This window comes from Chitinibacter sp. S2-10 (genome assembly GCF_046530675.1).
Classification (GTDB): domain Bacteria; phylum Pseudomonadota; class Gammaproteobacteria; order Burkholderiales; family Chitinibacteraceae; genus Chitinibacter.
The window spans coordinates 2,933,522-2,953,873 of sequence record NZ_CP172558.1 but is presented as its reverse complement, the minus strand read 5'-3'; the positions used below and the strand labels follow the sequence as shown (position 1 = coordinate 2,953,873).

Sequence of the window (20,352 nt, the reverse complement as noted above, 5' to 3'; positions counted from 1 at the left end):
CCATATTCAAGGCATTTGTTAGATGAAATATTTAGTTTGTGGTTGGTATGGCTCAGGTAACTTGGGTGACGAAGCAATTTTGTATGCAATCAGCAAACAAATCAACAAAGTTGATGATAAGGCCCAAGTGAAAGCTTTGTCACTTAATCCTGAATATACGAAGCGATTTTTGGGTGTTGATGCAGTTAAACATGCACCACTTTCTTTTAAAGCCACGTTATGCAGCTTGCTGGCGCCGAGTCAGTATGGCGCTATGCTGAGTGCTATACGATGGTGCGATGTATTGGTTTTTGGTGGCGGTGGCTTTTTATCAGATTGGAATCGTTTTAATATAGTTTCTTGGTTGAAGCACATTGCTCTTGCTTGGATTTTTGGTAAAAAAATAATTATATATGCAATCGGTGCTGGTCCATTCTTTACTCCTTTGGGGCGTTTTATTACACGATTTGTTTTTAATAATTTTCCTGATGAAATATTGATTCGGGATCTGAAGTCTTACAATTTATTGCATGAAATAGGCGTCAATACTGAAAAAATGAAAATTACAGGTGATCCCGTTCTTTGGCTTAAAGGTAATTCTCATGATACGCTGAATTTGCCCCTGCAAAAAAAAATTTGCATTATTGCCAATCCTTATTTGGCAGATCGAAATCAAGTAAAATTTGAAAAGCTAAATAAATCGTTCGTAGAACTTTTGAAGTACCTGAAACTTCAGGGGCATGATACCTTTATTTTTCCGCTGGAATATGAAAAGGATGCTCCTTTTTGTCGTGATTTGGCTCGCCAGGCGGGTTTGGATGAACGAATCGTAATTGAGGAGCCAGAAGATATTGAAAGCGCATTTAATTTAATTAAACAGTCTAGTTTGGTTATCAGTTTGAGGTTGCATGGCAGTATCATTGCTGCTGCATTTGGAGTTCCTTTTATTCCAATAATTTATCATCATAAAACAGCCGAGTTTGTTTCTGCAATTGATTGGCCGTACCGGCTTGAATTTGGTGAGGGAGGAAATTGGCCAGAGGCTGATATAGATATTGATTTGTGCAAAAAGATGATTGAAAGTTTACTGGGTGATTTCCAGGCATCTGTGCGTTTGAATGCTGGAGTAGATTTTTATTTAGAAAAAGAAGCTGGCAATATTGATGCACTTCGTAATTTGATGAGATCATAATGAAGATCACTCATTGTATTGCCCCCGTCAATTTTGGCGGCGGAGAACGTATTACCTTGATATTAAGCCTTGCATTAAGAGAACTGGATACGGAGTCTCAATTTTTATTGTTGTGCCGGTCTCCTGAGTTTGAAAAAAAATTAAGTCAGCATGGATTTTCTGTTTTAACCCTGGCGAATCAAACAATTGGCGACAGCCCATCCAAGTTTGATTACCTGCGCATTTTAATATTTTCTTCGCTCGCTTTTTTGAAAAAAATAAAAGATGTCTGTCAATTTTTTTCAAAAAACCAAATTATTTGTGCGCATGGGTTTCCTAGTAACGTATTGGCGGTACTATTAAGGTGGATCTTTAAGCAACCAGCACTCTATGTTAATCATTCTAAAAAAGGGATGATGAATAAAATTGCCAGATTAATCTATAAAAATATTTTCTCTCGTTTTGATAGTATTGTCTCTGTTGGACCGTTGGCTCATCATTCATTTGTTGGCGAATTTCCGGAACTTATGGATAAAGCCATTCAAATTAACAATGGTGTGCAGATTTCGGAATGTGATGGTTTGAATTTAGGTGTTCCTCAAAAAGAGCGCCCATTACGAGCCATATATGTCGCACGCTTCTCTCCGGTAAAAAATCATGATTTTTTAATCGAGGTGATACGGCGTATACCAAATATAAACTTAACCTGCGTTGGCGATGGAACCACACTGCCTGAATTTCGAGAAAAAATTGCTAAGTACGCACTTGATAATCGTATTAAACTACTGGGGTTTTTATCTCCCGAGTCAATTGTCAGCCAATATCAACGGCACGATGTATGCCTGTTTCCATCCAAATTAGAGGGGTTTGGAATGGGAATTGTGGAGGCCTTTAGCTGCGGTTTGCCGGTCGTGCTGTTTGATGATGTTATGGATAAATCCTTTGAAGGTTTGGCCTTGGCTGCGATTGATGAAACTGCATTTGTTACCCATGTAACGGATCTCGTCGAGAACCGCATCTATGTTGCAAGCTTACAGCAGAAAGTATTGAAGGAGCGTAAGCGTTTTGATATTCACGTGACTGCTGCTGCTTACCAAGTTGTATTTAACCGAATTCTTGGGTTATGAGAAAAATACTGTTTGTAATTACTAAAAGTGAAATCGGGGGAGCCCAAACATGGGTGCGGGATCAATGTCGGCTTTTAGTTGGCCATGCTGAAATTCACATTATCACTGATGAATGCGGATGGTTGGGGATGCAACAACTAGCCACATCTAATCATTATCATAGAGGTATACGCAGTTTATTTTCGCTGCCATTTTTTATATTTCTTATTAATTTGATTAGAATTCAACAGTATGATGTGATCATCTCCAGTTCTGCAAATGCTGGTTTGTATTGCCGCTTGGCACGTATTTTTTATACATTTCGCTGCATTTATGTATCTCATGGATGGTCATGCTTATACAAAAACAAATGGTTGAGGCCTATTTTTGTTTTTATGGAATATGTGCTCGCACATATGAGTGATTTGATTATTTGTGTTTCGCAAGCTGATTATGATAAGGCAATTGAAAAAATTCGCATTGCGCCAGCCCGATTGCAACTTATTCGTAATGCTGTATTTGCTATGCCTCCTCGTGGTATGAAATTACCTACCGAACCATTGCAATTATTATTTGTAGGTAGGTTGGCATCACCAAAGCGGATTGATTTATTAATGGCCGCGATTCGAAATGACCCACGATTTCATCTTACTGTAGTAGGGGCGGGACCACTTCGCACGCATTTCCATGAAATGGCTAATGTGAGATTCTTGGGAGCCATTGCTTCATTTGATCGATTTTGTGATTACGATGCATTTATTTTAGCTTCTGAGAGTGAAGGGCTGCCTATGTCAGCGATTGAGGCGGCTAGTGCGGGATTGCCAGTATTATTAAGTAATGTAGGTGGCTGTTTTGAATGTGTGACTGATCAAAAGTTACTATTTAATAATAATGAATTATCCATTTTAGCTTCGCTGGACTATCTTTACTTGAATTATAATTTTCTTCTTTCTATCGCGATAGAAAGAAGGGAGGAGTGGGATTTGATTAAGATGAAATGTAACTATCTGGACGCATATCAAGGTTAGTATGGTTTATTATTTTTATGTTTTTTCTTGCATGGTACTAGGCTTTTTTGATAGGTTTTTAATCGTGCCAGGTAAAAGTCTCTTCCGGACTTTTTTTTTGATCTTTTCCGTTCTGTTTTTTGGTTTAAGGTTGGAGGTGGGGGGGGATTGGGATTCTTATCTTTCAATGTATCAAATCATTAATAGAATGATTGATGAGGGTCAGTATTTGATGGGGGTTGAGCCGCTATATATCATGCTCAATATACTGTCTGCAACTATTGGTGGCGACATCTATTTTGTAAATTTTGTTTGTTCCAGTATATTGTTTTTGGGTTTCTGGTTTTTTTGTAAAACATTTGAAATTAATTTTTATTATTTTTTATTTTTGTTATCTGGGTCTGTATTGTTTGTTCTAGGAATGGGATTTGTTCGTCAATCGGCAGCCGTGGGGATGTTTCTTCTTGCCGTCTCATCCATTCACATAGGTTCTCGTAAACGAGGCTTGTTCTTTTTTCTTTGTTCGATTTTTTTTCATTATTCAGCAGCATTTGCTATTTGCTTATATTTATTTTTGGCCTTTCGTTTTAAAAATTCTTTATTAATTGCGCTGTTCGTTTTCTCGCTTGGTTTTGGTGTTTTTTATAATAAAATGGGAGTGTATTCTTCGGGTCAGTATGAGTCGTCTGGCGTTTATTTAAGGCTATTTGTTCCAGTGACCTTGTCTGTATTTCATATTGTTTGCTGCTCTTTTTTAAATGTTCGACGCGATTCTTTTATAAGAATTTTCTTGCATAGGTTGGCTTTTTTATATGCTGCTTTTCTTTGCCTTGCCTTGGTAAATTCCACGATCGTTGATCGAATGTCATTTTATTTTTCACCGTTTACAATTTTGTTCTTTGTTGATGATCTAAAACGGCTAGATGGAGTTTTTAGATATTTTTTTGTTGTTGTTGTTTCATTTCTGTCATTTTTATCATTTTTTATTTGGATTTATTTTTCAAAAAATGCAATTGATGGATGGCTGAATTATAAAAATATAATTTTGGTGTCGTTATGAATGGTTCGGTTTTGTTCTTGAGGTCTCTTTCCTGTTATTTGGTGGTTCTTGTTCATGTTATTGCTATTGGGTTTAATAAAACATCAGGTTTTGAGTGGGTGGTGATAAATTTTTTCGATTCAGCTGCGCGTTGTGCTGTCCCAGTTTTTTTAATGATTAGTGGGTTTTTGTGGGGTGGCAGAAAAAATGATCTTTATTTTATTTTTAATAGATTTAAAAAATTCTTTATTGTTGGTTTGTTTTGGGTTCCATTTTATGGTTTTTTTGGAGAGCTGACATGGCTTGATGGCTTCTCGTATCATTTGTGGTATTTTTATTTTTTATTTGTTTTAATTTCTTGTGCTCCATTGTTATTTTTTTTGGGAGAGTCTTTTGGTTTTTTTAGATCCTCCTTGTTTTTGGGTGCGATAAGCTATGCTTTGTTCTTCTTCTTCCCAGATGAGCGGATTATTTTTCTGGGTGTTGATTTTTATGTGATCCCATTTTATTTCACATATTTTATGATAGGTGCTTATTTTTTTCGCTCTGGGTTTGGTTTTTTATCATATAGAATGTCTGCTTTTTTGGCGATAATTTCTTTCTTGTGTATATTTCTTCTTACTTGGTTTTTTTCTTGGCGGGCAGGTCATCCGGTGGAGTTTTTTTACCGCTATCATTCTCCATTTGTTTTTTTGTACAGCGTTTGTTTATTTAGATGTTTTGTTGAACTTCATCCTTTACCAAATGGCCGAGTGACACAGCTTGTAGCTGAGTGCTCTTTGGGTGTTTATTTGGTTCATTATTTTGTTTTAACTGTTATTAGAGGTTTCTCTATTCTTCCATTGGCATCAATTTTTGAATTTTTTTCGACAATGCTTATGTCTGTCGTGATAATTTGGCTAATGCGGAAGAATTATTTTTTGAAGGCATTGACATGATCAACGTACTTGCATTTAGTCTCGGCCGACTTGGTGGTTGTGTTGTTTATGCCACCAATATTATCAATAACTTTTCTCAGCCACATACTGCAATTGTGTCACGCTATTGCAACGAGAATGTTCCTTGTGCAGCCGTACAAGTACCCACATTCCGTTCTATGATTTCTTTTGTCTTTAGCACGCTATTTTATTTACCGATGTTGACGCTGTGGCTATTGCCGTCATTATTAAGGCATCGCGTATATTATTTTCCATACTATCACCCTTGGAATCCTTGGTTTATTGCATGTGGGAAGCTGTTGGGTAAAGCTAGTGTAGTTACAGTTCATGACGCGGTGTTTCATCCTGGTGAAGGCACGGCAATTGAACAATGGTTGATGGATGCATCGGTCAAATGGGCGGCAAAGATCATAGTTTTGAGTATGCCTGTAGAGGTGCAGTTGAGGCAGCGAATTGACTCTAAGTTAAAGATTCACGTGATCCCACATGGGCTGATTGTACCTGATGGGTTGATTTGCAAGCCGCGTCAGTGGCAGGCAAAACCGAATATTGCATTTTTGGGACGTGTAAATGCCTACAAAGGGGTGCAGTTACTGGTTGATGCGGTAGCCGGGCTTGATGACTCTGAGTTTGATCAGTTGTTGATTGCTGGTCGCCATTCGGTGGATATCGATTACAGTGGAATTCCTGATCAAAAAAAACAAATCATTGATCGTTGGTTGGAAGATGGGGAAATTGCTGCATTCGCAAATCAGTGCCATATTCTTGCGTTACCTTATATTGAGGCATCACAGAGTGGTGTTGCAACCATTGCGATAGCCGCAAATATTCCTGTAATTGCTACGCGAGTTGGTGCGCTACCAGATCAATTGAAGGGGGGGGCAATATATTGTGACGCAACTGTTGATGGCGTGCGTGCCGCCTTGTGTGAGTTGATTCATTCGGATTTGCGTTATCAAGAATGTGTATCAGCTTTGATAAATGAGCAAATGGAATTGTCCTGGGCGCAGATCGCCGCCCAGGTTGAGTTTGTGTTATGTAATTAATCGGAGGTAAAACTAGGCTTTCTCTGGAGGCTAGGTTAGGGCTTCATCACCGGGTCGATAAACGTAGCGCGCTCCCGCACAAATGTAGCGCGTAAATGCACACTATCTTTAAATATTGGTTCACCGTGCTCGTCTATAGCCTGACATTGAGTTGTAGTGCATAAACTGGATTTTGGGTCAATAATCTTGGCTCCTGCATCCGATACTGCTTTTTTTAGATCTTGGTTAATTTTTCCATATTTTCTCTCTAGGTTGTCACGTGAAATTCCACTGGTTTGGATTCTGAATATATTGGGAAATTCAGCAAGTGATCTTTTTGCCATTGATTTAGGATCAAATTCGGTGCCGGATGGAATACTTAATATTACATAAACCTCTTTGCCATTTTTGATCAATTCTTTAATGTAACTAGCAAACTCACTGATGGCGAGTTTATAGCCTATGCTGCCTTCTGAGATGATGTAGTGTTGCCCATTTTGGCTATATGTGTAGGTGCCGCGTTTGAATTGCGCATCCCACAGCCCAGCAATAACTACTCGTTTTACTTCATATTTTGATGTTGCTATCAGATAAGCACGTTCCATGAGTTGATCGCAACGTGGTGGCATATTGCCCCTTATATTTCTGATTGGAAAACAGCCTTCTCCATGAACGAATATTGCACTGTAGTTGTGATTTGGATCAATTTCTATTAAATGCCCGACTCTGGGCGCATACTGTACGGCATTGCTGTTTCCAACAAACATCGTAATCTGTTGAAGGTTTGAATGTTTGGCCATAAAACCATTGTTGTTGATGGTTTCTCTTGTATAGCCTTTATAACCTTCCCAGTCGCTCGTTGCTTTGCTGATTTTTTCGAACGCCTTGACTCTAGAAGGTAGCCCATGATTAATAAATGTGTAATAGCCCAAGCTGCCAGTAACAATCATCACAACCAGGAGGGGTACTGTTTTAAGCTGCCCCTGCCCCCCGAATCGGAATGGTCTTTCCACCAATTTTGTCGTAAGCCAAGATAAGAATATTGCCAGGAAAATCACAGAAATTCGAATGACTTTACTTGGAGTTTCGCCTTCGATAATGTGCGCGAAAGACAATAATGGCCAATGCCATAAATAAAATGGAAAACTGATTAGTCCAACCCAGACCAGAAGTCGGTTGGATAGGATGACGCGATTAATATAGGCTTGCGATCCTGCTGCAATAATTAAAAAAGTGCCGAATGTTGGCATTAAAGCCCAGTAACCGGGAAATAATCGATCATTGGTAATGAGGCAAAGGCCCATGGCAATCAGGATTGCTCCAAACAGCGATTGAATATTTGCTAATGTTCTTCCATCGTTCCTTATTGGACGGGTATACACAATTCTTTCCAGCACAAGGTCAAGTTTTTGTCTGGTTACTTTCAGAATATCGTGTTTGTGAAGGCTGAAGTAGGCTAGGGTCGAACCAATCAATAGTTCCCAGAATCGGGTTTGCGGTGAATAAAATGCGGCAACAGAATCAGATTTTATTGTTTTTATGTTTAGGAAAAATGAAATAGCAGCCAAGCTAAACAGGATCGTGATCCGGTTTAGCCTGCTTCTCCATGCAAACCACAAAACGACTGGCCAGAAAATATAGAACTGCTCTTCGATTCCCAGTGACCACAAATGGAGCAAGGGTTTCGTTTCTGCAAGGTTATCAAAATAGCCGCTTTCTCCCCAGAGAATATAATTGGCAAGAAAACCTGCTCCGCCTGCAATATGTTTTCCTAACTGTTTGTACTCGTCGGAAAGTAATGAAAACCAGCCGAATACGAGGCACGCTATAAGAACCAGTGTGAGTGCAGGGAAGATCCGTCTAATACGGCGACTGTAGAAAGTGATAAAGCTGAAACGGTCATTTTCCTGACTTGAGAAAATAATGCTAGAAATTAAAAATCCTGATATGACAAAAAATATGTCAACCCCGATAAAGCCGCCTTTAATGGTGCCCGGAAATGCATGGAAAAGGACAACCGATAGAATTGCGATGGCGCGTAGCCCATCAATGTCTGGACGGTAGCTTGGATGAATTAACGATTTGTTGTGCATTAATTAGGGATATGGGTTTCTGGGGTTGATGAATAGACGAGGGGGTTGAGAGTATAGGTGTGATCACGCCCATAGGTAGTTTGACTTTTATTGATACTAAGTATTAAGAGCGATTTTTCGTGCATTGTTTTCTATGCAAGCATGATCAAGTATTTAAACTTTTTTTAACTCCTCGATCAGTAATAAGATTTGTTTGGTTTTTTGTAGCATTAACTTAGGGTCTAATCGAGTTTCTACATTTAATCGAATTACTGGCTCGGTATTGCTGCTGCGCAGATTAAAGCGCCAATTACCGCAATCCAGACTAACACCGTCGGTTTCGTCGACCGCCACGGCTTCGGCTTCAAATGCAGCGCGCACTTTGGCAATTGTCGCCTTGGCATCGGTCACCACGCGGTTGATTTCACCGGACGATGGGAAGGCGGCAATGCGTTCGCTAACCATGGCCGACAGGGTTTGTCCGCTGCGACTCATCAGCTCAATTACAAGTAACCACGGAATCATGCCGCTATCGCAATAGGCAAAGTCGCGGAAGTAATGATGGGCGCTCATTTCACCCCCATAAATTGCGTCTTCCTTGCGCATCCGCTCCTTGATGAAGGCGTGCCCGGTCTTGCTCTGGATTGCCACGCCGCCGGCTTGCTCGACGACATCGACGGTATTCCACGTCAGGCGTGGATCGTGAATGATTTTAGAGCCGGGGGTATGTGCTAGAAAGGATTTGGCCAATAGGCCTACAATATAATACCCCTCAATAAATTCGCCATGCTCATCAAACAGGAAGCAGCGATCAAAGTCGCCGTCCCACGCGACGCCCAGATCGGCGCCGTGGGCTTTGACCGCGTTAGTAGTATCGGCGCGGTTTTCCGGCAACAAAGGATTAGGGATGCCATTGGGGAACTGGCCATCCGGCGTGTTGTGCACCTTGATGAATTGCACCGGTACCTTGGCAGCGGCAAATTGCGCTTCGAGTGCATCGACCACATGGCCTGCGGCGCCGTTGCCGGCGTTGAGCACAATTTTCAACGGCTTGAGTTGTGAGATATCGATGTAGCCAAGCAGGTGCTGCACGTAGTCGGCCAGAATCGATTGTTCGCTCAAACGACCGCGCTGCGTCACCGGTGCGAACTTATTGGCTTCGGCCAGGCGCTGAATGTCGCGCAAGCCGGTATCGCCGCTGATCGGCACCGCGCCGCGCTTTACCAGTTTCATGCCGTTGTAATCCATTGGATTATGGCTGGCGGTGACTTCGATGCCGCCGTCAACGTCGAGATGAAACGCCGCGAAGTAGACTTCCTCTGTGCCCGTCAGACCGAGATCGATGACATCGCAACCGGCGTCCATCAAACCGTTGGCGAGCGCCAGCTTGAGTGACACAGAAGTGAGCCGGACATCGCCGCCGACGACCATGCGCTTGGGTTTCAGGTATTCGCCATAGGCGCGGCCGATCCGGTAAGCGATATCTTCGTTCAGCTCGGTGCCGAGTTGGCCGCGAATGTCATACGCTTTGAAGCAGGTCAGTTGGCTCATGTTTACGCTCCCACCCGACCATAGGTATCTTCAAACCGCACAATATCGTCTTCGCCCAGATAGCTGCCTGACTGGACTTCGATCATTTCCAACGGGAATTTGCCGGGGTTTTCCAAACGGTGTGTGGCACCTATCGGGATATAGGTCGACTGGTTTTCGGTCAGCAGCAAGGTTTGCTCACCGTTAACGACGCGAGCGGTTCCGCTGACCACAATCCAGTGTTCGGCACGATGGTAGTGCATTTGCAAACTGAGCGAGGCGCCTGGATTGACCACGATGCGTTTCACCTGGAAGCGTGCGCCCGAATCGATGCCCTCATAACTGCCCCATGGTCGGAAGACCTTACGGTGCATGACTGACTCGCTGCGCCCGGCGGCCTGCAAACGGTTGACGATGTTTTTCACATCCTGCACTTTATCTTTGTGTGCAACCAGAATTGCATCCGCAGTTTCGACGACGATCAGATCCTCAACTCCGAGTGCGGCAATCATGCGATTTTCGCTACGTAGGTAGCTGTTTTTAACGTCTTCAACTACCACATCGCCAATAATATTATTGCCATGGCTATCTGTTGGGGTAACTTCTGCCAGTGCAGTCCAAGAGCCAATGTCATTCCAGCCCAAATCAGCAGCAACAATTAATGCTGCATGGTCGGTGTGTTCCATGATCGCATAATCAATTGAGTCGGATGGGCAGGCCTCGAATGCGTCGGTATCTAGCCGAAGAAAATCGAGATCGCGCGTTGAGCCACGAATGGCGGCTTTCACTTGTTCCAATATCTTGGGTTGAAATCTTGCCAGCTCAGCTAGATAGATATCGGCTCGGAACATGAACATGCCGCTATTCCAGTAGAAATCACCACTTGCCAAAAACTTGGCGGCTGTTGCTGAGTCGGGTTTTTCGACAAAAGCAGCTACTTCAAATGAAGTATCGTCCGTTGCAAGAGCAATACCACGGCGTATGTAGCCATACCCCGTATGTGGTTCAGTTGGCACAATTCCGAATGTCACTAGCTTGCCCTGTGCCGCAACGCCGGCCGCTTGCAACACCAGTTGCTGGAACACATCGCCATGAGCAATGACATGGTCAGAAGGCAACACCATTAATAGAGAATCGGGGTCGTTTTCCAGTGCGATAATCGCAGCTGCGGCAACAGCTGGTGCTGTATTGCGCCCGATCGGTTCGAGCACAATTTTGGGATTGGATACACCGGCGGCGCGTAATTGTTCGGCAACCAAAAAACGCTGTTCATTATTACTGATCAGCAATGGGGGAGCTACATCAGGTAAGTTTTGAAGTCTCGCCGCTGTCTGCTGCAATAAGCTCCCATTTCCATATAAATTAAGAAATTGTTTTGGATGGTTGCTGCGTGAAAGGGGCCACATACGAGTGCCTGAGCCGCCGCATAGAATTACTGGTGTAATGCTCATATGTCTCTATGTAAATTGGAAGTTTAAATACTAATTCGATTTTTTCTTACTCAAGACTAGTTGACGTGGCGCACGAAATTTTATTAGCCTTTTGTAAGACCATATGTAAACAAAGATGAAAACTAATGTAAAAATTTGCAGAGAGATTTCTGACTTCCAGAAGATCATGGCCGGCATAATAGAAAACATCGACATCGCCCACAAATAAGGTGCAGTCAGGCTATTACGGCGCGTAAGGTGTTTGGCTTCTTTGCTACCAACCATCCAACGAACCAGTCGCTTGTATACCAGCATGTGAAAGTGCAGGGCATCTGGAATCCCTGGAGATATTTGCCGAATAAATTTTTTTCGATAAATCGAAAAAACTGTTTCAAATACAGGATAAATTAATACCAGAAGTGGAAACCATGGTGAAATTACATCTGGGTGGCGGGCAATAAGTAATACTGCTATTTCAGCCAAAGTAAAGCCAATCAGGTAGGCTCCGGCGTCCCCAGCAAAAATCATTCCTTTAGGAAAGTTCCACACAAGGAAGCCGGCAATGGCACCTGCGCTTGCGAGAGTTAAACCGACTAAGGGCAGGTCTCCCACCGCTAGGGCAATGGCACCAAATGCCGCAAGTGCTGCCAATGCAACGCCGGCCATCAGTCCGTTGTAACCATCAATTATGTTTATTGAATGACAGACACCGCCGACTGCAAAAATAGTAAACAAAAGTGCAGTGATAGGTAAAAAAGTGAGTAGCTCATCAAGTCCGGGCAATCCTAATTTGGGAAGCACCCCATTACATAACCAGGCAGCTAGTCCAGCAGAAAGAAATGCAGCTAGGAGGCGACACATTGGTGTGATTTTTTTTGTTAAATCTTCTGCTAAGCCAGCAAAAAATACAGGCATAGAGGCTATCAATAAAGGCCAGAGCGGATTTTGTAGATTAGTATTGCTGGACAGTGTGAGTATTCCTGCTGCAATTAACCCGATGGCAACTGGTAGTCCACCTATACGGGGAGTGGGTTTTGCATGGAATTTTTGTACGCTAGCCAGATCGCTATCCATTGAGAGATTGGCATGCAAATGTTGCGTATGAATTAAAATGACTGCGGTTAGGCTTGATGCGACAAATGCCACAAAAAAAATTGCTATTAGCATGCCGGATGTCTGCTATCAGTTTGAGGTGTGCGATTGTAACGTGCCTAGCCTCTGCTGTCACATTACCCTTATTTTGTGTATTGTGGCGGTCAACCAATTTGACTACACCGTTACAGACAAGGCATTGCTTGTGGATGGTTTGTTTAGAGCAGCACCTGTACATTGGGAATGCACCTAAGCCGATTATGGGAGCGTAGCATGTAATTCCATATTTCCCCCCCCCCCGGTTTGAATAACTATACTTTGACCATTTTTATGGTGCCGCTCTATTTTTAAGTTGCTGATTTAATACTGAAAATTTTTCAACTGGATACAAATTCATATAAGTATCACGTCAAACTGTTCCTGCGTATACGCATTTTCCACCTGCAGATAAATCGGCTTGCCGATAAAATCCACTAGCTGCGCAAGATTGGCCGACTCTTCGTCCAGAAACATGTCAATCACTGATTGCGATGCCAGAATGCGGTATTCGCTGGCATTAAACTGTTTTGCTTCGCGCAGAATTTCGCGGAGAATTTCATAGCAAATCGTTTGTGCCGTTTTGATTTCGCCGCGTCCCTGGCAGGTCGGGCAGGGTTCGCACAGTACATGTGCGAGTGATTCGCGCGTACGTTTGCGCGTGATTTCGATCAGACCCAGGCTGGTAAAGTTGCTAACGGTAATTTTGGTTCGGTCACGCGCCAAGGCTTTGTTCAGCTCGGCGAGAACGGCTGCTCGGTGCTCTTCATTATCCATGTCGATAAAATCGACAATGATAATGCCCCCCAGATTGCGTAGCCGCAGTTGCCGCGCAATCACTTGTGTCGCTTCCAGATTGGTTTTGAAGATTGTATCGTCAAATGAGCGCGTGCCGACGAAACCGCCGGTATTGACGTCGATCGTCGTCATCGCTTCGGTCTGATCGATGATCAGGTAGCCGCCAAACTTCAAATTGACGCGACGACTCATTGCGCGTTCGATCTCGGCTTCTACGCCGTACAATTCAAATAAAGGTCGCTCGCCCGAATAATGCTGGATTTTCGGCAGTACATCGGAAACAAAACGTCCGGCAAATTCGCTCATCCGGGCAAAATTTTCACGGCTATCAACAAATACCGTTTCAATTTCGTCGGTGACCATATCGCGCAATACGCGTAATTGAAGCGATAAATCCTGAAACAGCAGCGACTTGGCGGGCAGAGTCTGGGCATTTTTTTTGATATCGGCCCAGATCAGATTCAGGTAATCAATGTCGGCACGCAATTCATCGTCGGTGGCATGGTCGGCATTGGTGCGGATTATATAGCCGCAATGCTCGCCGGGCAGCAGGTTTTCCAGCCGCTTGCGCAGCTGATCGCGTTCGATATCATCGCCGATGCGCTGCGAAATGCCGATGTGATTGTCTTGCGGCAGAAAGACCAGAAAACGTCCGGCAATACTGATCTGCGTTGAAAGTCGTGCGCCTTTGGTGCCAATCGGATCTTTAATGACTTGCACGACGACGGCTTGTCCTTCGTGCAGAATCCGCTCGATACGTTGCGGCTCGTTCGGGTTTTGCCGTTGCTGAATGACATCGGCGATATGCAGAAATGCAGCACGTTCCAGACCGATTTCAATAAATGCACTTTGCATGCCGGGTAAAACGCGTTTGACCATGCCCAGATAGATATTACCAACCAGCCCACGATACGCAGTGCGTTCGATATGAATGTCCTGAACTACGGCGTTTTCAATCGTGGCGACGCGGGTTTCCTGTGGCGTGATATTGACGAGAATCTGTTCTTTCATCGGATATGCTCTGTTCTGCTGCGCTCTGGCGTGGGATTGATGAGGAGGAGGGAGAGGTCGCTTAATTCATTCCACACGTCACCATCGCCGATACCCTTGATCAATCCATCAATTCGTCGCGCTTGCGTGATGGCGGTTTTCAATCGTTTGGCGTTGACCCGCTCTGCGGCTCGTTCGATCAAGCGCTGTTTATTGCCCCAGATCCGCAAGTCTTTGGTCAATTGCGCAGCGGCAACGCCGCGTGAACGGCCCAGGGCAAATTTATATAGTGTTCGCGTTTCTTCGGCCAGCGCCCAGAGCACCAGTACCGGCGATTCACCTTCGGCGCGCAGCCCGGCCAGCATATGGCACACGCGTGCAGCATCGCCACTGAGAACTGCTTCGCCGAGCGAAAAAACGTCGTAACGTGCAACATTGGCAACTGCAGCTTCGAGATCGACCAGCGTCAGTTCGCCCTTGGGGTGGAGTAGCGCGAGCTTCTGGATTTCCTGATGTGCCGCGAGCAAATTGCCTTCGACACGATCAACCAGCCATTCCATCGCATCGCTGGCCAGACTCTGGCCTTGCTGAGCCAATCGTTGATTAATCCATTGCGGCAAGGCCGTACGTTCAATCAGCTTGGCTTCAATGACTTCACCGGCTTTGGCGAGTGCCTGCATCCATTTGCTGTTGAGTGCTGTTTTGTCGAGTTTGGGGAGCGTGATGATGGTGAGTATATCGCTGGGAGTGTTGTTAGCAAAAGCTTCCAGCGCTTTACCTCCCTCGATTCCGGGCTTGCCATTAGGAATGCGCAATTCAAGCAGGCGTAACTCGGCAAAGAGCGACATCGACGCCCCCGAGCTAATGAGCTGTGACCATTGAAAATGCGCGGCATTGTCCACAGTAAGCACTTCGCGCTCGGTATAGCCTGCTTTGCGGGCTGCATCGCGGATCAGCTGTGCCGATTCGAGTGCCAGCAGCGCTTCATCGCCATGAATCACGTACAGCGGAGCAAGCCCCCGCTGTAGTGATTTAGGCAGTTCATCGGCGCGCATTATTGCGACGAGCCGGAAACCGTTGACGCATCTAAGGCATCTGAAGCAGGAGCGCTTGCCGTCGACATGCCCGCCCCCTGACGTTTGGTCGCCGCATTCACCCGACGAATCAGTTGCGCAGCAGCATCGCGTTGCATTTCCTGAAGTAATGACAGTTCTTCATTTTCCTTGGACAGAACGCTGTTTTCATCCCAGGACAGGTTGCGTTGCAGCGAGATCGCATTATCATCGATCAGCGTTTCGCTGCCGCGAATCGCGCTAAAGCGGATCCGGTAAAACAGGCGATATTCAGCGACCTGACCGCTGCTGTTCACGCTCAAGACCTGTTTGTCAGCGCCTTCAGACAGAATCTGGATCGTGATTTCCGGTTCGGGCGTATTCAGCTCAACCTTCATCAAACCCAGTAAGCGGCTTAATTCCTTTGCCGCGCCACCTTCTCCGATGACTTTGGCGCTGTCGTAGAGCAGTTGGGCTGCCGGTCCTTGACCGCGCAAGTGAAAGCCGCACGCCATCAGGCTCAATGCGAGCAAGCTGGCGAGGAAGGTGCGAAGCGTCAAAGACATGCTAACTCCTGCAATGAATGGGTTCCAAATCAGCGATTGCCTCATCCCGGCAGTGTGCAGTCGGGATGAGGCTCTGGGGATGATGATCAGGATTAGGCAACAATATTGACCAAGCGGCCGGGAACGATAATGACTTTCTTCGGAGCGCCTTCAAGGTGCTTTTTCACGCCCTCGTCAGCGAGTGCAGCGGCTTCAATTGCGTCTTTGCTGGCGTCTTTTGACACATGAATTTCGCCGCGCAATTTGCCGTTGATTTGCACCATCAGTTTGATTTCATCCTGAATCAGCGCGTCGCCGGCGGGTTCTGGCCAGGCTGCAGTGGCAATGTCGCCTCCAAAGCCGAGCTGGCTCCATAGTGTATGTGCAATATGCGGTGCGGCAGGGTAAATCGCGCGCAGCAAGATGCCGAAACACTCGCGTATCACCGCGTTGTTATCGCCTTTGTAGCCTTCCATTGCATTGAGCAATTTCATTACGCCGGAAACGACGGTGTTGTATTGCAGGCGTTCGTAATCAAGGTTGATCTGCTTGAGTGTGCTATGGATTTCAAAGCGCAGTGCTTTATCATCTTTGCTGAGCTCAATACCCGTCAAGGTATTGCTCGCAAGCTTAATGTTATCAAGCTGTTTAAAGCCATACGTCCATAGACGACGCAGGTAGCGATAAGCGCCTTCGACGCCGCTGTCGCTCCACGCCGCGCTTTGCTCGGGTGGGCCAGCAAACATCGTGAACAGGCGTGCGGTGTCGGCGCCGAATTTTTCGATAATATCTTTCGGTTCAACGACGTTGTTTTTCGATTTCGACATCTTCTCGATGCCGCCCATGATGACGGGTTGGCCGTCTTCAACGGCAATCGCCGCGATTGGGCGACCTTTGTCGTCGTGCTGAACTTCAACTTCAGCCGGGTAGAACCAGCGTTTCTTACCGTGTTCATCTTCGCGGTAATAGCAATCACGCAGCAGCATGCCTTGCGTAAACAGGTTTTTGAACGGCTCGCCGAAATTAATCAGGCCTTCGTCGCGCATCGCCTTGGTCCAGAATCGAGCGTACAGCAAGTGCAAGACTGCGTGCTCGATACCGCCGATGTACTGATCCATGCCGCCTGCTGCATTGTTTGCGGCGCCCATCCAGTATTTCGTTCCGTCGCCGACCATAGACTCGGCATTTTTCGGGTCGCAATAGCGCATGAAATACCAGCTCGAATCGACGAAGGTATCCATTGTGTCGGTTTCGCGCTTCGCCGGTTTGCTGCATTTCGGGCAGTCTACGCTCAGGAAATCTTCACGATGTTTCAATGGATTGCCCGAGCCGTCTGGAATGCAGTCAGTTGGCAAGACCACGGGCAGTTGTTCGTACGGCACGGGTACATCGCCGCAGCAATCGCAATGAATAATCGGGATCGGCGTGCCCCAGTAGCGTTGGCGGGAAATACCCCAGTCGCGCAGACGCCAGGTGGTTTTTTTCTCGCCAGCGTCTTTCGCGGTCAAGTCAGCGGCAACGGCATCCACTGCGGCTTTGTAGCTCAGGCCGTCATATTTGCCTGAGTTCATCGTCACGCCACGCGATTTGTCGCCATACCATTCAGCCCAAGCATCGGTACTGAAGCTTTCGCCTTCAACGGCGATCACTTGTTTGATCGGCAAATTGTATTTTGTGGCAAAAGCAAAATCACGCTCGTCGTGCGCCGGTACGGCCATCACAGCGCCATCGCCGTAGCCCATCAGTACATAGTTACCGATCCACACTTCGACTTGCTCACCGGTCAGCGGGTGCGTCACAAACAACCCCGTCGGCATGCCGACTTTTTCCTGCGTCGCGATTTCAGCTTCCGAAACACCGCCTTTTTCGCATTCCTTGATGAAAGGAATCAGCTCTGGCTTAAGCTCGGCGGCGCGTATTGCCAGCGGGTGCTCGGCAGCCACGGCACAGAAAGTCACGCCCATAATCGTGTCAGCGCGAGTGGTGAACACGTACAGCTTGCCATCTTGCACCAGATCGCCGTTGGCGTCTTTGATGTCATGTGCGAAGGCAAAACGCACGCCTTCCGATTTGCCGATCCAGTTGCGCTGCATTGCGCGCACCATATCGGGCCAGCCTTCCAGCGTGTCGATATCGTTCAGTAATTCGTCGGCGTATTGCGTGATACCGAAGTAGTAGCCGGGGATTTCGCGTTTTTCAACCACCGCGCCCGAACGCCAGCCGCGACCGTCAACGACCTGCTCGTTCGCCAGCACCGTCTGGTCAACCGGATCCCAGTTCACAACCTGCGTTTTTTTGTAAGCAACGCCTTTTTCCAGCATCTTCAGGAAGAACCACTGGTTCCACTTGTAATATTCAGGATCGCAGGTCGCGATTTCACGCGACCAGTCAAACGCTAGACCCAACGGCTTCATTTGCGACTTCATGTCGGCGATGTTGGCGTAGGTCCATTCGGCCGGTGATTTCTTGTACGCAATCGCCGCATTTTCCGCCGGCAAGCCAAACGCATCCCAACCCATCGGCATCAGTACGTTAAAACCCTTCATCCGCAAATGACGCGCCAGCATGTCATTGATCGTGTAATTACGCACATGGCCCATATGCAGCTTGCCTGACGGGTAAGGCAGCATCGAGCAGGCGTAATACTTGGGTTTGCTGGCATCTTCAGTCACTTCAAATGCGCGCGCTTGTTCCCAATGTTCCTGGGCGGCGGCTTCGACTTCGATCGGTGAGTACTGTTCTTGCATGGTCGGCGGGATCGGAAAATATCAAAGCGGCGATTATACCTGAGCAAGGCTCGATTGACATTGGGTTTACGGCGGTTCGGGGTCAGTTTGGCTGCGAAAAACCAAAGTTAAATTACATTTTTTGTAATTTTATACCGCTCTTGTCTAGACTGGATTTCGCAACTTTCTCGCGCAAACACTCCATGGAGAACGATGAATGCAAGTGAAACAACAACGCGGGTTTACCCTGGTTGAGCTGGCGGTGGTGCTGGTGATTATCGGCTTGATCCTGGGCGCCGCCTTCAAAGGGCGCGACCTGATTGATGGTGCCAAAGTGAAAAACATGATTGCGCAGATCAACAAAATGCAAGCCGGATTCAATATCTATTTCGAAAAATACGGCGCTTATCCGGGTGATGGCTGCACCACACTGGTGACGACGCAAACCAGTTGCAACGGTACAAAAAATGGCATGCTGGGCGCGATTGAAAATAATAATGCGCCGATTATGTTGATCAATACCCAAATCCTGACTGTTGCCGATATGCAAAGTGTTTTTGGTTCGCCCTGGGTGATTAGTGACGGTACGGCGCAGGGCAATTTTCTTGCGGGTAACAATTACATGACGCCAGGCTCGGTGGCGTCCAATGGTACGACGACGCCGGCTGACGTTGATGTTCGCTTTGTTTGTGCACTTGATCGGGCGATTGATGACGGAATTCCGAGTAATGGGCTGGTTCGCAGTTCGGCGACTAATGCAGCGACGACCGCTGGTGCGGCCGCGTATACCGGAGATGGTGGTGATTGCTGGAGTCTGGCTGGGCTTGCTAATGTCGGTGTTAGGGTATTGCCGTAAAGCCTTTGCTGGTAAAGCGTTGTAGGGCTATACCTAAGAGATTGAAGGGCGGTGAAGGGGTGGTGCGTGGGTCTGGTTCAGTTTTTCAAAGCCTCACGCAGCAAAAACAGCGTGACCGGTTTCTGTTTGGATAAGGACAGTGTGTTGATGCTTTCCAGTTGCCGATACAGATTGGGCAAGTCGCGCTCGGCGTGCAGCAACAGGTACTCACCCAGCTCGGTGTTTAACTCGAAGCCAAGATGACGGGCACGGCGCTGTAAGGCTGCAATTTTGTCGGCATCGGATAGTGGTTTGAGTTGATAGACCAGACCCCAGCCCAGTCGGGTACGCAAATCATCGCGCAATGGCAGCAGCATCGGTGGCAGATGGCCGCTGACCAGAATGCGTCCGCCGCCTTCGCGTATGGTGTTGTAATGATCAAATAAAACGATTTGCTGCTCGGCGTCCAGACTTTCCACGTTATCAACCAGCAAGGCGGCATCGGGGGCGATTTGCTGTGGCAGCATTTCGGTACGCGCATTGATGTGATGTACAGATTGCGCGCTATCTGGCCGAGCCTCGCCGCTCATTTGATTGAGCTGAGCCGTACTGGTGATTTGATTAAGTCGTGCTGCACTGGACATTTGATTGAGTCGCGCCGCACTGGCGCTGAGCAAATGACTTTTTCCCGCGCCACTTTCACCCCATAAATACAAAGCCCGCACGTCACCCTGAGCCCATTGCCCAAGCTGGAACAGCAACTCTGCATTTTCGCCGCGAACAAAATCATCAAAAGTGCGTGGCGCAGGGGGGAGAAAGTCGAGGATTAATTGTTTCATTGATCCAGTCGTTGAAAACTGCGGGCGTGTACGGTTCTGTTTTTGACCTTTTTCAACCGGCAGGGGGCGTTTTTACACAAAAACACGAGTCAGGCTGGTTGTTGATCGATAAAAGGGCAGGCGTTTCATGCTAAATGCGATA

The 20,352-nt window shown here is 46.4% G+C and carries 16 protein-coding genes; 7 read left to right on the top strand and 9 right to left on the bottom strand.

From position 1 onward, the window contains the following. Positions 1-22 precede the first annotated feature (22 nt). From ACG2XO_RS13880 to ACG2XO_RS13855, 6 genes are all read left to right on the top strand, one after another. Positions 23-1,171, top strand: a complete 1,149-nt coding sequence (locus ACG2XO_RS13880) for a polysaccharide pyruvyl transferase family protein (protein WP_410498585.1) — start codon at positions 23-25, stop codon at positions 1,169-1,171. Further along, complete coding sequence (locus ACG2XO_RS13875; protein WP_410498584.1) at positions 1,171-2,277, top strand: glycosyltransferase family 4 protein; 1,107 nt, start codon at positions 1,171-1,173, stop codon at positions 2,275-2,277. Before ACG2XO_RS13880 ends, ACG2XO_RS13875 begins: the two co-directional genes overlap by 1 nt. Further along, complete coding sequence (locus tag ACG2XO_RS13870; RefSeq protein WP_410498583.1) at positions 2,274-3,284, top strand: glycosyltransferase; 1,011 nt, start codon at positions 2,274-2,276, stop codon at positions 3,282-3,284. Before ACG2XO_RS13875 ends, ACG2XO_RS13870 begins: the two co-directional genes overlap by 4 nt. A 64-nt stretch (positions 3,285-3,348) precedes the next feature. Continuing rightward, a complete protein-coding gene (locus ACG2XO_RS13865; protein ID WP_410498582.1) occupies positions 3,349-4,323 on the top strand; it encodes an EpsG family protein in 975 nt (324 codons plus the stop codon). Then, positions 4,320-5,240 carry an acyltransferase gene (locus tag ACG2XO_RS13860; RefSeq protein WP_410498581.1) on the top strand — a complete coding sequence of 307 codons (921 nt, stop codon included), beginning with the start codon at positions 4,320-4,322 and terminating at the stop codon, positions 5,238-5,240. The genes ACG2XO_RS13865 and ACG2XO_RS13860 overlap by 4 nt, the downstream gene beginning before the upstream one ends. Beyond that, positions 5,237-6,286: a glycosyltransferase family 4 protein gene (locus tag ACG2XO_RS13855; protein WP_410498580.1), complete on the top strand. Its 1,050-nt coding sequence runs from the start codon at positions 5,237-5,239 to the stop codon at positions 6,284-6,286. Before ACG2XO_RS13860 ends, ACG2XO_RS13855 begins: the two co-directional genes overlap by 4 nt. A gap of 35 nt (positions 6,287-6,321) precedes the next feature. Here the strand turns inward: ACG2XO_RS13855 and ACG2XO_RS13850 are convergent, their stop codons facing one another. The 8 genes from ACG2XO_RS13850 to leuS all read right to left on the bottom strand — a co-directional run bounded on the left by ACG2XO_RS13850 (position 6,322) and on the right by leuS (position 18,557). Beyond that, positions 6,322-8,358 carry an acyltransferase family protein gene (locus ACG2XO_RS13850; protein ID WP_410498579.1) on the bottom strand — a complete coding sequence of 679 codons (2,037 nt, stop codon included), beginning with the start codon at positions 8,356-8,358 and terminating at the stop codon, positions 6,322-6,324. Between the two features lie 153 nt (positions 8,359-8,511). Then, positions 8,512-9,888 carry a phosphomannomutase CpsG gene (locus tag ACG2XO_RS13845; protein ID WP_410498578.1) on the bottom strand — a complete coding sequence of 459 codons (1,377 nt, stop codon included), beginning with the start codon at positions 9,886-9,888 and terminating at the stop codon, positions 8,512-8,514. Positions 9,889-9,890: 2 nt separating this feature from the next. Beyond that, on the bottom strand, positions 9,891-11,318 hold the full coding sequence (locus ACG2XO_RS13840) for a mannose-1-phosphate guanylyltransferase/mannose-6-phosphate isomerase (protein WP_410498577.1): 1,428 nt from the start codon (positions 11,316-11,318) through the stop codon (positions 9,891-9,893). A gap of 30 nt (positions 11,319-11,348) precedes the next feature. After that, a complete protein-coding gene (locus ACG2XO_RS13835; RefSeq protein ID WP_410498576.1) occupies positions 11,349-12,464 on the bottom strand; it encodes an MraY family glycosyltransferase in 1,116 nt (371 codons plus the stop codon). A 318-nt stretch (positions 12,465-12,782) separates the two neighbouring features. Beyond that, a complete protein-coding gene (gene rng, locus ACG2XO_RS13830) occupies positions 12,783-14,234 on the bottom strand; it encodes a ribonuclease G (protein ID WP_410498575.1) in 1,452 nt (483 codons plus the stop codon). After that, complete coding sequence (gene holA, locus ACG2XO_RS13825) at positions 14,231-15,268, bottom strand: DNA polymerase III subunit delta (RefSeq protein WP_410498574.1); 1,038 nt, start codon at positions 15,266-15,268, stop codon at positions 14,231-14,233. Before holA ends, rng begins: the two co-directional genes overlap by 4 nt. Then, positions 15,268-15,831, bottom strand: a complete 564-nt coding sequence (lptE, locus tag ACG2XO_RS13820; RefSeq protein WP_410498573.1) for an LPS assembly lipoprotein LptE — start codon at positions 15,829-15,831, stop codon at positions 15,268-15,270. The genes holA and lptE overlap by 1 nt, the downstream gene beginning before the upstream one ends. Positions 15,832-15,923: 92 nt before the next feature. Then, positions 15,924-18,557, bottom strand: a complete 2,634-nt coding sequence (gene leuS / locus ACG2XO_RS13815) for a leucine--tRNA ligase (protein WP_410498572.1) — start codon at positions 18,555-18,557, stop codon at positions 15,924-15,926. A gap of 196 nt (positions 18,558-18,753) precedes the next feature. On the opposite strand from leuS, the gene ACG2XO_RS13810 reads away from it, so the two are divergent. After that, positions 18,754-19,392, top strand: a complete 639-nt coding sequence (locus tag ACG2XO_RS13810) for a type II secretion system protein (RefSeq protein ID WP_410498571.1) — start codon at positions 18,754-18,756, stop codon at positions 19,390-19,392. A 77-nt stretch (positions 19,393-19,469) separates the two neighbouring features. Here the strand turns inward: ACG2XO_RS13810 and hda are convergent, their stop codons facing one another. Next, the gene (gene hda / locus ACG2XO_RS13805; protein WP_410498570.1) at positions 19,470-20,210 is read right to left on the bottom strand and encodes a DnaA regulatory inactivator Hda; all 741 of its coding nucleotides are present in this window, start codon (positions 20,208-20,210) and stop codon (positions 19,470-19,472) included. Positions 20,211-20,352: the final 142 nt, after the last annotated feature.